The organism is Burkholderia sp. MSMB2157WGS (genome assembly GCF_001532755.1).
In the GTDB taxonomy this organism is placed as follows: Bacteria; Pseudomonadota; Gammaproteobacteria; order Burkholderiales; family Burkholderiaceae; genus Burkholderia.
In genome coordinates this window covers 266,741-281,377 of the sequence record NZ_LPJG01000005.1, presented here as the reverse complement: position 1 = coordinate 281,377, position 14,637 = coordinate 266,741, and the positions used below count along the sequence as shown (strand labels likewise).

Genomic DNA, 14,637 nt, shown 5'->3' with positions numbered 1-14,637 from the left:
GCAGAGAAGCGAGATTATGAACCGTGTTTCGCAGCTCGTCAACAACTTTCTGCACTACATCGTTGCGACTGCGGGGCCATCTTTCTGCGCCGTCGGGCTCGTGACTTCCGAACCTCAACAGAGCACCGCTTCCCTTCCTTCCGCACCGCGTTTCCGTTGGCGCGAAAGAGGCGTGATTCTATGCATCCGCCCCCGTCCGCGCAAGCCTTTTGTGAAGAAAGATTGAAAAAGCCTCCGTGCGCTACCGCGCACGGAGGCTAGGGTGCGACGCACGATGTCGCGCTATCGGCTCGCAGGCCGTCGGCAATCTTTCTCTCTATATATAGAAGCTAGAAGCGCGTCACTTGCCGCCCGCCGCAGCCCGCAGTTGTTCGATCGGCACCGCGTCGGCCATCGCCGCATAGCCCGCATCGCTCGGATGGATACCGTCGCCGCTATCGTATCGGCGCTGCAGCACGCTCGGGCGCGACGGATCGCGCAGCACCGCGTCGAAATCCACCACGCCGTCGAACCCGCCGCCGCCGCGGATCCATCGGTTCACCTCGAGCCGAATCGCTTCGCGTCCGGCCGGCAACGCCGCCGGCGTGAGCGTCGCGCCGAAGACCTTCACGCCCTGTCGGTGCGCCGCCTCGATCAGCCGGCGATAGCCGTCGATCAACGACGCGGCCGTCACCTGCGTATGCGGGTGATCGCAGTCGAGCCCCGCGCGCGGCGGCATCGCCGCGAAGTTGATGTCGTTGATCCCGATCAGCACGATCGCCGCCTTCACGCCCGAGCGCGACAGCGCGTCACGCTCGAACCGCGACGCCAGCGATGTGCCGTAACACGCGGAATCGCTGAGCAACCGGTTCCCGCTGATGCCGAGATTCACGACGCCGATCGAATCGGCGCCCGACGCCATCAACCGGCGCGCGAGCGCGTCGGGCCAGCGACGGTTCCGGTTCACGCTGGAGCGCAGCCCATCGGTGATGGAGTCGCCGATCGCGGCGACGCTGGCATGCGCGGAACCGACTTCGACGGCCAGCTCGGTCACCCACGCATATTGAGTAAAACGGGTGCGGAACACGACGGCGGCCGGATCGCTCACATGATCGCCGGGCCCAGACACATAGTTGAACTGGTTCGACACGCGATGCCAGACCGTCATCCGCTGGTTCGGCCCCATCCGGAGATCGATCGCATACGGCTGCGCGGCCGTCACGTCGATCGTCACCGGATCGCTTTCGAGCTCCTGACCCGGTGCGAGCGTCACCGACGCCTTGCCGCCGAACCGCACCGGCACCGCCGCGCCGCCGGCCAGTGCCGCCCCTTCGCCGGCGCGCGCAAGGCTCGCGGCCTCGACGACCAGCGGCGCACGACCGTATGCGTTGCTCACGCGAATCCGCGCGGCCCGCCCCGACACTGTCGGGTAGACGATCTGGCGCACGGTCCGCCCGGCCACGTCGGGGGCGCGGTAGAGCGGCGTCGGGGAGGCGAGATCGGGAATCGGCTGCAGCGCGGTCGCCCACGCGGCGACCCAACCGGCCGGCGCGGCCGACGCCGCAAGCGGCGACACGAACACGGCCGCGCCCAGCGCTACCGCGGCGAAACTGCTTCGAAATGACATCGGCAAAATCCTCATCGGAAAGCGGGCATTGTGCCGCAGAAGACGCGAGGCTCACTTGCGAGGCCGCACTCGCGGCGCCTGATCTCCACCCAATTCCCCTCGTTTACCCGAGTCTCGCTGCAAATCCTCAAGAAATTTATTAACCGACCGGTCGGTTGGTTTATACTTCGCAACACATTCAACCGGACGAGAGCTTTCGCCATGTACACGCAATCCCTCGACATCCCCGGCAACGTCGCGCCGCTCGACGCCGCAGCCGAGTCGCCCGAGCAGGCGCGGTTCGATGCGGTGATGGCCGCGGACGGCAAGATCGAACCGCAGGACTGGATGCCCGACGCGTATCGCAAGACGCTGGTACGCCAGATCTCGCAGCACGCGCATTCGGAAGTCGTCGGCATGCTGCCGGAAGGCAACTGGATCTCGCGCGCGCCGAGCCTGAAGCGCAAGGCGATCCTGCTCGCGAAGGTGCAGGACGAAGCCGGCCACGGCCTCTATCTTTACAGTGCGGCCGAAACGCTCGGCGTATCGCGCGATGCGCTGATCGACGCACTGCACGCCGGCAAGGCGAAATACTCGAGCATCTTCAACTATCCGACGCCGACCTGGGCCGACGTCGGCGTGATCGGCTGGCTGGTCGACGGCGCCGCGATCATGAACCAGATCCCGCTGTGCCGCTGCACGTACGGCCCGTACGCGCGCGCGATGATCCGCGTGTGCAAGGAAGAGTCGTTTCACCAGCGCCAGGGTTTCGATGCGCTGCTGTCGATGATGAAGGGCAGCGACGCGCAGCGCGCGATGGTCCAGCAGGCCGTCGACCGCTGGTGGTGGCCGGTGCTGATGATGTTCGGCCCGAGCGACGCCGATTCGGTCCACAGCAGCCAGTCCGCGAAATGGGGCATCAAGCGGATCTCGAACGACGATCTGCGGCAGAAATTCGTCGACGCGACGGTCGACCAGGCAAAGGTGCTCGGCGTGACGCTGCCCGACCCCGACCTGAAATGGAACGAGGCGCGCGGCCACTACGACTACGGCACGATCGACTGGGACGAATTCTGGCGCGTGGTCAACGGCGACGGCCCGTGCAACAAGGAGCGCCTCGCGACTCGCGTGAAAGCACACGAGGACGGCGCCTGGGTGCGCGAGGCCGCGCTCGCGCACGAAGCGAAGCGCCGCGCCCGCGCCGAACAGCACGCCGCCTGAGCGGCACCCCTCGAATTCAGGAATCAGGAGAAAGCGATGAACAAGGAATGGCCGATCTGGGAAGTGTTCGTGCGCAGCAAGCAGGGCCTCGACCACAAGCATTGCGGCAGCCTGCACGCCGCCGACGCGACGATGGCGCTGCGCATGGCGCGCGACGTCTACACGCGTCGCCAGGAAGGCGTGAGCATCTGGGTGGTGCCGTCGTCGGCGATCACCGCGTCGGATCCGAACGAAAAGGCCGAACTGTTCGAGCCGGCGGGCGACAAGATCTACCGTCACCCGACGTTCTATACGCTGCCCGACGAAGTCAACCACATGTAACGCGCGCGCCATGACGATCACGCCCGAACACCTCTCCTACGTGCTGCGCCTCGCGGACAACGCGCTGATCCTCGGTCAGCGCAACGCCGAATGGTGCGGCCACGGCCCGATCCTCGAGGAAGACATCGCGCTCACCAACATGAGCCTCGACCTCATCGGCCAGGCGCGCATGCTGTATACGCACGCGGCCGAACTCGAGCGCCAGCTCACCGGCGCGACGAAGACCGAGGACGACTACGCGTACTTCCGCACCGAGCGCGAGTTCGCGAATTTCACGCTCGCCGAGTTGCCGCACTACGGCCCGGTGTCCGGCACCGCGCACGCCGACAAGGACTACGCGGTGACGATCGTGCGCAACTTCCTGTACGCGGCGCTGATGCTGCACGTATGGAGCGCGCTGGAAACGTCGACCGACACGCAACTGGCTGCGATCGCCGCGAAATCGGTGAAGGAAACCCGCTATCACGTCCAGCATGCGCGCGAATGGCTCGTGCGCCTCGGCGACGGCACCGACGAATCGCACCGCCGCGCGCAGGCCGCGCTCGACTATCTGATGCCGTACACGCGCGAATGCTTCGCCGCCGATGCGATCGACGACGCGATCGCCGCCGCGGGCATCGGCCCGGCACCGGCCGCGATCGAGGCCGCGTGGCGCGCGGACGTGGACGATGCGCTCGCGGAGGCCACGCTGATGCTGCCGGCGCCGGTGAAGCATGTGACGACCGGCAAGCGAGGCGAGCACTCGGAGCACATGGGCTATCTGCTCGCGGAAATGCAGAGCCTCGCGCGCCAGCACCCCGGCGCGAGCTGGTAACCGGCCCACGCCACGGAGCCCGACGATGTCCGCCCACACCGCTGCCCCCGATCCCGCCGCGCACCGCGACGATCCGCTGCTCGCCCGTGCGTGGGACGTGCTGGAAGCCGTGCCCGACCCGGAGATCCCGGTCGTGTCGATCCGCGAGCTCGGCATCCTGCGCGACGTCCGCCGCGCGGACGACGGCCGGCTCGAAGTCGTGATCACGCCGACCTACTCGGGCTGCCCGGCAATGTCGCAGATCGCCGAGGACATCGCCGCCGCGCTGCAGGCCGCCGATCTGCCGCCGCACCGGATCGAGACGGTGCTCGCGCCCGCGTGGACGACCGACTGGATCACGCAGGAAGCGCGCGACAAGCTGCGCGCGTACGGCATCGCGCCGCCGGCCGGCCAGTGCGGCAGCGCCGCGCCGCGGGAGAACGTCGTGCGCTTCGTGCCGCGGCCGGTCGCGGCGCCCGCCTGCCCGCGCTGCGGCTCCGCGCGCACCGAGCGTCTCGCGCAATTCGCGTCCACGGCCTGCAAGGCGCTGTATCGCTGCGTCGACTGCCGCGAACCCTTCGACTACTTCAAACCCTACTGAATATGGCGACCCCGCAATTTCATCCGCTGCGTATCCGCGACGTGCGGCCCGAGACCGCCGACGCCGTGACCGTCTCGTTCGACGTGCCGCCCGAGCTGCGCGACGCGTACCGCTTCACGCAAGGCCAGTTCGTCACGCTGAAGACCCACATCGACGGCGAGGAGACGCGCCGCTCGTATTCGATCTGCGTCGGCACGACGGACTACGACCGCGACGGCGAACTGCGCATCGGCATCAAGCGCGTGCGCGGCGGCCGCTTCTCGAACTTCGCGTTCGACACGCTGAAGCCCGGCCACACGATCGACGTGATGACGCCGGACGGCCGCTTCTTCACGCACCTGAACGCCGATCACGGCAAGCAGTACGTCGCGTTTTCCGGCGGCTCGGGGATCACGCCGGTGCTCGCGATCGTGAAGACGACGCTCGAACTCGAGCCGCGCAGCACGTTCACGCTGATCTACGGCAACCGCAGCGTCGACGCGATCATGTTCGCGGAGGAACTCGAGGACCTGAAGAACCGCTACATGAACCGCTTCGTCCTCTATCACGTGCTGTCCGACGACCTGCAGGACGTCGAGCTGTTCAACGGCGTGCTCGATCAGGCGAAGTGCGCGGAATTCCTCGCGACGCTGACGCCGGCCGACGCGATCGACGAGGCGTTCATCTGCGGCCCGGCGCCGATGATGGACGCCGCCGAAGCCGCGCTGAAGGCGGCCGGCGTGCCGCAGGCGAAGGTGCACGTCGAGCGCTTCGGCACGCCGCTGCCGCAGGCCGGCGCGCCGGTCGTCGAGATCACCGACCAGACGCCGGCCGCCGACCTCGAAATCGTGCTCGACGGCAAGAAACGCAAGCTGCGTTTGCCGTACGAAGGCGTGAGCCTGCTCGACGTGGGCCTGCGCGCCGGCCTCGCGCTGCCGTACGCGTGCAAGGGCGGCGTGTGCTGCACGTGCCGCGCGAAGGTGGTCGAAGGCGAAGTGCGGATGGAGAAGAACTACACGCTCGAGGACCACGAAGTGAAGGACGGCTTCGTGCTCACGTGCCAGTGCCACCCGATCAGCGACAAGGTCGTCGTGAGCTTCGACGAACGTTGAGCGGCATCGCGTCGCGGCGCCCGACGGTTTCTCGCCGTCACACATCTCGCTTACACTAGGGTCTGTTTACATATGGAACGCGCATGCGTTGCCACGAGAACGGCCGCTCGCCGTGTTGCGCTCCTTGCGAATACGTCAGTATTCGCGGCGTCGCGCGCCTCGCGAGCGGCCGTTCTCGTGGCAACCCCAAATTAAAAAATCATGTCACGGGAATGCCCGAAATCGCCCGTATGGCGGCGTCGTTCGTCGCTTGTTTGGCGCGGCCAAACGGCGCTCCTCACTCCTTGCCCTACGAGCGATTTCGGGCATTCGCATGTGCGTTCCATATGTAAACAGACCCTAGGGGCCGCCGGCGGGGTGGACGTCTCAACGTCCGCCCCGCCGGCGGTTTTCTTTTGTTGACGACAGGCCGATGAGTACCATTCATGTGATTCAGGGCGGCACCGCCGCCGCGTCGCTGCGCGAGGCCCTTGCGCAAGCCGGACGCGACGAGCGCGTCGTCGGTTTGCTCGACGATCTCGGCGTCGGGCCGCTGAAGGGCGCCGACGAGACGCCCGACACGCGCGCCGCCTTCTGGCAGCACGTGCTCGGCGACCAGATTCCCGACTGGAACGCGGAAATCGAAGGCGAATTCGCACGCCTCGGCCAGCTCGCGACGGAGACCGGCCAGGTCGTCGTGTGGCACGCGCCGAGCGTCGGCGACAAGCTGCTGCTGCGCCGCGTCGCCTATCACCTGCGCAACGTGCCGCAGCGCCTGAACGAGGTGCGGCTGTCGGCCGCCGATCTCGACGCCGCGCAGCGTGCGTCGCTGTCGCGCACCGACCAGGCATGCGCGACCGGGATGTTCTCGCCCGCGGAACTGGCGCGCAAGCGGCCGGCGGCCGCGCCGGTCTCGGTCCTGCGCATCGGCCGCCTCGCGCTCGAATGGCAGGAAGCGAAGCACCTGAACGCCGAACTGCGTTATTGGGTCAGCAACACGATCAAGAGCGGCCACTACGCCGATCTCGACGCACTGATCGTCGCGCGCGCGGAAACCGACTGGCAGCCCGCGCGGCGCCTCGTCGGCAGCATCATGGCCGCCGCCGACCGCGGCGGGCTGTTCGTCAGCGACTCGATCGCCTGGTGGCGTTGCCGCGAGCTGGCGGTCGCCGGCCGGCTCGAGCTGCAGGACGACGCGCCCGACGCCCTCTCTTCCACGCAGGTGCGCGCGGTCCGTGCCGCCCCGCACCGCTAATCTTCCGTATTCGACCATGGCCCGAACCCGAGCGCCCGACCACGAATCCCAGCGCGAGCAGATCCTCGACCTGGCCGCCGAGAAATTCGCGCAGACGAGCTACCCGAGCACGTCGATGTCCGATCTCGCGACCGCGAGCGGCACGTCGAAGGCGCGGCTCTATCACTATTACGAGAGCAAGGAAGCGATCCTGTTCGACCTGCTCGACCGTTACACGAAACGGCTGATGCTGATCATCGCCGAGGTCGAGGGCGCGAGCCAGCGGCGCGGCCTCAGCGAGCGCGACGCGTTCGCCGAACTCGTGCGCGCGTTCCTCGCCGAATACGAGACGTCGCACAGCCGCCACGTCGCGCTGCTCAACGACGTGAAGTATCTCGAGGACGCGCAGCGCGAAATCGTGCTCGACCGCCAGCGCGACATCGTCGCGGCGTTCACGCGGCAGCTCGCGCGCGCGTACCCGGACCGCATCTCGAAGGAAAACCAGACCTCGGTGACGATGATGGTGTTCGGGATGATCAACTGGACCTTCACGTGGCTGAAGCCGGGCGGGCGCCTCGGCTACCGCGACTTTGCCGAACAGGTGATCGACCTGATCGAGCGCGGGCTGTCGACAGCCGTCTGATTGCCGCGCAGCAGCATGCGTTGCGTGACGGGCACAGTGCGACCGCCCGCCACGCATTTCATATGCTGAATTTTATATCCGTTAAAAATCAAATAGATAGAGAATGAACTAAGCGGATTTAGAATTCCCCCTCGGCATAAACACTGTCAAATACGGGTTTTCCCCAACCCCGCTCGGGTAAAATGCTGTTGCATTGCACAACCCGTTTGTGCGCTCACACTGAGGAACCCACGATGAACACGCAATTCAACGGCCGTGCCGATGCTGTCGGCAAGGTCGGTACTGCGCCGGTTCTCGTCAGGGAACTGGCTTCCAAAGACCGTGAGCACATGCTCACCCACTTTCTCTCGCTCGACGAAGAGGACCGCCTGCTGCGCTTCAGCCAGATGGTGCCCGACCACGTCATCGAGAACTATGTCCGCACGATCGACTTCGGTCGCGATACCGTGTTCGGCGTGTTCGACCACGACCTCGAACTGATCGGCGTCGGCCATCTGGCCTATCTGCCGGCCGAGGGCGACACGCGCACGGCGGAATTCGGCGTGTCGGTGCTCGAAAGCGCGCGCGGCCGCGGCGTCGGCTCGAAGCTGTTCGAGCGCGCGGCGATCCGCAGCCGCAACACGCACGTGACGATGCTGTACATGCACTGCCTGTCGCGTAACGCGACGATGATGCACATCGCGAAGAAGTCCGGGATGCGGATCGAGTACGCGTACGGCGAAGCCGATGCGTACCTGTCGCTGCCGCCGGCCGACCACTCGACGATCATCGCCGAGATGCTGCAGGAGCAGGCCGCGGTGTTCGACTACGCGATGAAGCGCCAGGCGCGCCGCACGACGAAGTTCATCGAATCGCTGATGCCCGCCGCACTGACGGCCTGACGTCGACCAGCCGGGCCGCGCGTGCGGCGCGCCCGGCGCCCTCCCTTCCCCGCCGCGCTAGCGCACCGAACGAATCGGCAACGCCGTCGTTTCCTTGAAGCAATCGAGCGAAAAGCTCGTTTTCACGTCGATCACCGACGGATGGTGCAGCAGATGCTCCTGCACGAAGCGGGAGAAATGCGCCATGTCCTCGACCTGCACACGCAGCAGGTAATCCATGTCGCCCGTCATCGCATGGCACGCGACCACTTCCGGCCAGGCCTGCACGGCCGCGCGAAACAGTTCCGCGTGGGTCGCGCCCGCGCGCGCCGACGTCTCGTCGGCCCGCATCGGCGCAAGGCCGCCGCGCTTTTCGAGCCGCACGCTCACGTAGGCCAGCAGGTCGAGCCCGAGCTTCTGCGGATTCAACAGCGCGACGTAGCCCGTGATCACGCCGATTTCCTCGAGCCGCCGGATCCGCCGCAGGCACGGGCTCGGCGACAGGTTCACGCGTTCGGCGATCTCCTGGTTCGACAGGCGCCCGTTCTCCTGAAGAATCGCGAGGATTCGACGATCGATGGCATCCAATTCGACCTGCGCCATCTTCTGCCCTCCGATGAGTATTTTGAGACTGGAAATTGCGCCATCGTAGGCCCGGGCGATTAAGTTCGCAAGTTTCCGCTCGCAGTCGCCCGCTACACTCTGTCGCATGCTTCGACTCGCCGCGCACGCGCGCTGCCGGCGCGGCCGTCGACATCGAACCACGCCGGACACGCGCACGCCGCCCCCGGCCGATCGCCCCGCACAGGAGACACGACATGCAGATCCCCACCTGGGACAACCCCGTCGGCACCGACGGCTTCGAATTCATCGAATACACGGCACCGGACCCGAAAGCACTCGGACAACTGTTCGAACGGATGGGTTTCACCGCGATCGCGCGCCATCGCCACAAGGACGTGACGGTGTACCGCCAGGGCGACATCAATTTCATCATCAATGCCGAACCCGATTCGTTCGCGCAACGCTTCGCGCGGCTGCACGGCCCGTCGATCTGCGCGATCGCGTTCCGCGTGCAGGATGCCGCCAAGGCGTACCAGCGCGCGCTGGAACTCGGCGCATGGGGCTTCGACAACAAGACGGGCCCGATGGAGCTGAACATCCCGGCGATCAAGGGCATCGGCGACTCGTTGATCTACTTCGTCGATCGCTGGCGCGGCAAGAACGGCGCACAACCGGGCGCGATCGGCGACATCAGCATCTACGACGTCGACTTCGAACCGATTCCCGGCGCGAACCCGAACCCGGTCGGCCACGGCCTCACCTACATCGACCATCTGACGCACAACGTGCATCGCGGCCGCATGCAGGAATGGGCGGAGTTCTACGAACGCCTGTTCAACTTCCGCGAAGTGCGCTATTTCGACATCGAAGGCAAGGTGACGGGCGTGAAGTCGAAGGCGATGACGTCGCCGTGCGGCAAGATCCGCATCCCGATCAACGAGGAAGGCTCGGATACGGCCGGCCAGATCCAGGAATATCTCGACGCGTATCACGGCGAAGGCATCCAGCACATCGCGCTCGGCGCGAGCGACATCTACCGGGCGGTCGACGGGCTGCGCAGCAAGGAAGTGAAGCTGCTCGACACGATCGACACGTATTACGAGCTGGTCGACCGCCGCGTACCGAACCACGGCGAATCGCTGGAAGAGCTGAAGAAGCGCAAGATCCTGATCGACGGCGCGCGCGACGACCTGCTGCTGCAGATCTTCACCGAAAACCAGATCGGGCCGATCTTCTTCGAAATCATCCAGCGCAAGGGCAACCAGGGCTTCGGCGAAGGCAACTTCAAGGCGCTGTTCGAATCGATCGAACTCGACCAGATCCGCCGCGGCGTCGTGCAGGACAAGGCCTGACGCTGCCGCCGCGCGGCGGCAGCCCCGAGTAACCGGGACGGCCACGCGATCCGGCGGCACAAAGAAAAAGGGCGGGAACCCTGGGATTCCCGCCCTTTTTGCATTCCGGCGCAGCCCGCGGGCCGCGCGATCGCATCAACGCACGTTCGCCTTCGACTCGGCGGCACGTTCGGCCGACGGCTGGGCTGCGGTGTCCTGGGCCGGCACGATCTGACGCATCTGCGCGCCGGCTGCCGCCAGTGCGCTCGCGCCGCGCGCGTGCACCGGGCCGGTCATCGCGAAAAATGCGGCGGACACGATCAGGAAACTCTGGATATGACGTGTGTTCATTGCACCTCCTGTAAAACTGCCGGCGCCTCCCCGACTGCGTCGGAACGAACCGACGCGGCCGGACACCTCCGGCAGGCCGACAAGATTAACGGCATTTGCCGGCAGATCAACGCGGCTTTACATGCTTTTACATGATGTAACGCATCATCCCGCCCTGTTTTGCGGTGCGCCGCCCTCGTTCCTCCGCGTAGCGACCGATGGGCGGCGGGTTTGCCCCAGTGCTACCATCCCTTGAAACCGGCGAACATGCCGGCCACTGCCGAAGCGTCCAAAAGATGCCGACGCAACCGAAGTTTTGGTGATCCCAGACCGGGTGGAGGAGACAGTTAATGAATGCCCCGCTAGACGCAGACCAACGCGCGTCGCTAGAAGCCGCGCTGAAGTCCGTCACGCTTGACGACAAATACACGCTGGAACGCGGCCGCGCGTACATGAGCGGCATCCAGGCCCTCGTGCGCCTGCCGATGCTCCAACAGGAACGCGACCGCGCCGCCGGCCTCAATACGGCCGGCTTCATCTCCGGCTACCGCGGCTCGCCGCTCGGCGGCCTCGATCTGTCGCTCTGGAAAGCCAAGCAGCATCTGGCCGCCCACCAGATCGTCTTCCAGCCCGGCCTCAACGAAGACCTCGCCGCCACCGCCGTGTGGGGCTCGCAGCAGGTGAACCTGTACCCGGGCGCAAAATACGACGGCGTGTTCGGCATGTGGTACGGCAAGGGCCCGGGCGTCGATCGCACCGGCGACGTCTTCAAGCACGCGAACTCGGCCGGCTCGTCGCAGCACGGCGGCGTGCTGGTGCTCGCCGGCGACGATCACGCGGCGAAATCGTCGACGCTCGCGCATCAATCCGAACACATCTTCAAGGCCTGCGGGCTGCCGGTGCTGTTTCCGTCCAACGTGCAGGAATATCTCGATTTCGGCCTGCACGGCTGGGCGATGAGCCGTTATTCGGGCCTGTGGGTCGCGCTCAAGTGCGTGACGGACGTGGTCGAATCGTCGGCGTCGGTCGACATCGACCCGCATCGCACCGAGATCGTGCTGCCGACCGATTTCATCCTGCCGGAAGGCGGACTGAACATCCGCTGGCCCGATCCGCCGCTCGTGCAGGAAGCGCGGCTGCTCGACTACAAGTGGTACGCGGCGCTCGCCTACGTGCGCGCGAACAAGCTCGACCGGATCGAGATCGACTCGCCGCATGCGCGCTTCGGGATCATGACCGGCGGCAAGGCGTACCTCGACGTGCGCCAGGCGCTGATCGACCTCGGCCTCGACGACGAAACCTGCGCGCGGATCGGCATCCGACTCTACAAGGTCGGCTGCGTGTGGCCGCTCGAAGCGCAGGGCGCGCAGGCGTTCGCGCGCGGGCTCGACGAAATCCTGGTCGTCGAGGAAAAGCGCCAGATCCTCGAATACGCGATCAAGGAAGAGCTGTACAACTGGCCCGACGCGCAACGCCCGCGCGTGTTCGGCAAGTTCGACGAGAAGGACGGCGCCGGCGGCGAATGGTCGGTGCCGATGGGCAACTGGCTGCTGCCCGCGCACTACGAGCTGTCGCCGGCGATCATCGCGAAGGCCATCGCGACGCGGCTCGAGAAGTTCGAATTGCCGTCCGACGTGCGCGCGCGTATCGCCGCGCGGCTCGCGGTGATCAACGCGAAGGAAATGGCGCTCGCGAAGCCGCACGTGCAGACCGAGCGCAAACCGTGGTTCTGCTCGGGCTGCCCGCACAACACGTCGACCAACGTGCCGGAAGGCTCGCGTGCGATCGCGGGGATCGGCTGCCACTACATGACCGTGTGGATGGACCGCAGCACGAGCACCTTCAGCCAGATGGGCGGCGAAGGCGTGCCGTGGATCGGCCAGGCGCCGTTCACGGACGAAAAGCACGTGTTCGCGAACCTCGGCGACGGCACCTATTTCCATTCGGGCCTGCTCGCGGTGCGCGCGGCGATCTCGTCGAAGGCGAACATCACCTACAAGATCCTCTACAACGACGCGGTGGCGATGACGGGCGGCCAGCCGGTCGACGGCGTGCTGACGGTGCCGCAGATCACGCATCAGCTCGCGTCCGAAGGCGCGAAGAAGATCGTGATCGTCACCGACGAACCGGAGAAGTACGACAGCCAGAAGGCGCTGCTCGCGCCGGGCGTGACGATCCATCACCGCGACCGGCTCGACGACGTGCAGCGCGAGTTGCGCGAGATCGAAGGCACGACGATCCTGATCTACGACCAGACCTGCGCGACCGAGAAGCGCCGCCGTCGCAAACGCGGCACGTATCCGGACCCGGCCAAGCGCGTCGTGATCAACGAAGCGGTGTGCGAGGGCTGCGGCGACTGCTCGGTGCAGTCGAACTGCCTGTCGGTCGAACCGCTGGAAACCGAATTCGGCACGAAGCGCCAGATCAACCAGTCGAGCTGCAACAAGGACTTTTCGTGCGTGAAGGGCTTCTGCCCGAGCTTCGTCACGGTCGAGGGCGGCCAGTTGAAGAAGCCGAAGGCCGTGTCGGTCGACGGCAGCGCATTGCCGCCGATCCCCGAGCCGACGCTGCCGGACATCGAGCGCGCGTACGGCGTGCTCGTCACCGGCGTGGGCGGCACGGGCGTCGTCACGATCGGCGCGCTGCTCGGCATGGCCGCGCACCTGGAGAACAAGGGCGTGACCGTGCTCGACGTCACCGGCCTCGCGCAGAAAGGCGGCGCCGTGATGAGCCACGTGCAGATCTCGCACGCGCCGACCGACATCCACGCCACGCGGATCGCGATGGGCGAAGCCGATCTCGTGATCGGCTGCGACGCGATCGTCACGGCCGGCGACGAGTGCACGTCGCGGATGCGGCACGACGCGACGCGGGTCGTCGTCAACAATGCGCAGACGCCGACCGCCGAGTTCATCAAGAACCCGAACTGGGCATTCCCCGGCGTGTCCGCCGAGAACGACATTCGCGCAGCGGCGGGTGACGCGGTCGACTTCATCGACGCGAACCGCTTCGCGGTCGCGCTGCTCGGCGACGCGATCTACACGAACCCGTTCGTGCTCGGCTACGCCTGGCAGAAGGGCTGGCTGCCGCTGACGCTCGCGTCGCTCGAACGCGCGATCGAGTTGAACGCGGTATCGGTCGAGAAGAACCGCGCGGCGTTCGACTGGGGCCGCCGCGCCGCGTACGACCTGGCCAGCGTGAAGCAGGCCGCGGCCGGCGACGCCCGCCCCGCGCAAGGCGCCACGGTGATCTCGCTGCACACGAAGAAGGCGGTCGACGCGCTGATCGCGAAGCGCGTGGCATTCCTCACCGCGTACCAGAACGCCGCGTACGCGTCGCGTTATGCGGCATTCGTCGACAAGGTGCGTGCCACCGAGCGCGCGCTGGCGGACGGCGACACCGTGCAGGAACCGCTGACCGAAGCGGTCGCGCGCAACCTGTTCAAGCTGATGGCGTACAAGGACGAATACGAGGTCGCGCGGCTGCAGTCCGATCCTGCGTTCCTCGCGCGCCTGACCGCGCAGTTCGAAGGCGACTGGAAGCTGAAATTCCACCTCGCGCCGCCGCTGTTCGCGAAGACGGATGCGCACGGCCATCTCGTGAAGAAGGCGTACGGCCCGTGGATGATGACGGCGTTCCGGCTGCTGGCGAAGGCGAAGTTCCTGCGCGGCACGGGGCTCGATCCGTTCGGCCGCACCGCGGAGCGCCGCACCGAGCGCGCGCTGATCGGCGAGTACGAAGCGCTGATCGACGAGGTGCTGGCCAGGCTGAACGCGGCCAACCGCCCGCTCGCGCTCGAGCTCGCGGCGCTGCCGGACGGCATTCGAGGCTACGGTCACGTGAAGGAGAACAACCTGCGCGCGGTGCGCCAGAAGTGGCACACGCTGCTCGCGAAGTGGCGTTCGCCGGCAGGCGGCGAGTCGCACCAGCAGGTCGCGTAACGGTACGCGGCGGGCGACGCGTTCGCGGTCGGAACGCCTCGCCCGCGCCGCCCTTTACGGTTCACACGAAAAAAAACGCCACGGAACGCAGGTTCCGTGGCGTTTTTCATTGCGCCGCGCCTGACGCGCGGCACCCGCGGGCG

The 14,637-nt window shown here is 66.5% G+C and carries 14 protein-coding genes; 11 read left to right on the top strand and 3 right to left on the bottom strand.

The genetic code is table 11. The annotated features are described in order from the left end of the window. Window positions 1–226: hypothetical protein (locus WT53_RS33970; RefSeq protein ID WP_218921407.1), on the top strand; the 226-nt coding region annotated here is incomplete at its 5' end. A gap of 114 nt (window positions 227–340) precedes the next feature. Here the strand turns inward: WT53_RS33970 and WT53_RS02685 are convergent. Continuing rightward, window positions 341–1,606: an SGNH/GDSL hydrolase family protein gene (locus WT53_RS02685; RefSeq protein WP_060086678.1), complete on the bottom strand. Its 1,266-nt coding sequence runs from the start codon at window positions 1,604–1,606 to the stop codon at window positions 341–343. 201 nt (window positions 1,607–1,807) lie between these two features. On the opposite strand from WT53_RS02685, the gene paaA reads away from it, so the two are divergent. From paaA to WT53_RS02645, 8 genes are all read left to right on the top strand, one after another. After that, window positions 1,808–2,806, top strand: a complete 999-nt coding sequence (gene paaA, locus WT53_RS02680) for a 1,2-phenylacetyl-CoA epoxidase subunit PaaA (RefSeq protein WP_059822936.1) — start codon at window positions 1,808–1,810, stop codon at window positions 2,804–2,806. A gap of 36 nt (window positions 2,807–2,842) precedes the next feature. After that, the gene (gene paaB, locus WT53_RS33320) at window positions 2,843–3,127 is read left to right on the top strand and encodes a 1,2-phenylacetyl-CoA epoxidase subunit PaaB (RefSeq protein ID WP_034188015.1); all 285 of its coding nucleotides are present in this window, start codon (window positions 2,843–2,845) and stop codon (window positions 3,125–3,127) included. 10 nt (window positions 3,128–3,137) lie between these two features. Continuing rightward, window positions 3,138–3,941, top strand: a complete 804-nt coding sequence (paaC, locus tag WT53_RS02670) for a 1,2-phenylacetyl-CoA epoxidase subunit PaaC (protein ID WP_060258366.1) — start codon at window positions 3,138–3,140, stop codon at window positions 3,939–3,941. 25 nt (window positions 3,942–3,966) lie between these two features. Then, window positions 3,967–4,521, top strand: coding sequence for a 1,2-phenylacetyl-CoA epoxidase subunit PaaD (gene paaD / locus WT53_RS02665; RefSeq protein ID WP_060258363.1), 555 nt, complete (start codon window positions 3,967–3,969; stop codon window positions 4,519–4,521). A gap of 2 nt (window positions 4,522–4,523) precedes the next feature. Further along, window positions 4,524–5,612 (top strand): 1,2-phenylacetyl-CoA epoxidase subunit PaaE, encoded by a 1,089-nt coding sequence (gene paaE, locus WT53_RS02660; RefSeq protein ID WP_034209525.1) that lies wholly within the window; start codon window positions 4,524–4,526, stop codon window positions 5,610–5,612. Between the two features lie 412 nt (window positions 5,613–6,024). Then, entirely contained in the window at window positions 6,025–6,846 is an 822-nt protein-coding gene (locus tag WT53_RS02655) for a DUF1835 domain-containing protein (protein ID WP_034209526.1), read from the top strand. A 16-nt stretch (window positions 6,847–6,862) separates the two neighbouring features. After that, window positions 6,863–7,468: a TetR/AcrR family transcriptional regulator gene (locus tag WT53_RS02650; protein WP_060258360.1), complete on the top strand. Its 606-nt coding sequence runs from the start codon at window positions 6,863–6,865 to the stop codon at window positions 7,466–7,468. Window positions 7,469–7,701: 233 nt separating this feature from the next. Then, the gene (locus tag WT53_RS02645; protein ID WP_060258357.1) at window positions 7,702–8,349 is read left to right on the top strand and encodes a GNAT family N-acetyltransferase; all 648 of its coding nucleotides are present in this window, start codon (window positions 7,702–7,704) and stop codon (window positions 8,347–8,349) included. A gap of 57 nt (window positions 8,350–8,406) precedes the next feature. Here the strand turns inward: WT53_RS02645 and WT53_RS02640 are convergent, their stop codons facing one another. After that, entirely contained in the window at window positions 8,407–8,931 is a 525-nt protein-coding gene (locus tag WT53_RS02640; protein WP_034209528.1) for an Lrp/AsnC family transcriptional regulator, read from the bottom strand. 215 nt (window positions 8,932–9,146) lie between these two features. On the opposite strand from WT53_RS02640, the gene hppD reads away from it, so the two are divergent. Continuing rightward, window positions 9,147–10,244, top strand: coding sequence for a 4-hydroxyphenylpyruvate dioxygenase (hppD, locus tag WT53_RS02635; RefSeq protein WP_034209529.1), 1,098 nt, complete (start codon window positions 9,147–9,149; stop codon window positions 10,242–10,244). A gap of 135 nt (window positions 10,245–10,379) precedes the next feature. On the opposite strand, the gene WT53_RS02630 is transcribed toward hppD, so the two are convergent. Then, the gene (locus WT53_RS02630) at window positions 10,380–10,574 is read right to left on the bottom strand and encodes a hypothetical protein (protein ID WP_034209530.1); all 195 of its coding nucleotides are present in this window, start codon (window positions 10,572–10,574) and stop codon (window positions 10,380–10,382) included. 329 nt (window positions 10,575–10,903) lie between these two features. Here WT53_RS02630 and WT53_RS02625 point away from each other — a divergent pair, with 329 nt between their 5' ends. Then, complete coding sequence (locus WT53_RS02625) at window positions 10,904–14,494, top strand: indolepyruvate ferredoxin oxidoreductase family protein (RefSeq protein ID WP_060258354.1); 3,591 nt, start codon at window positions 10,904–10,906, stop codon at window positions 14,492–14,494. The last annotated feature ends 143 nt before the right edge of the window (window positions 14,495–14,637 follow it).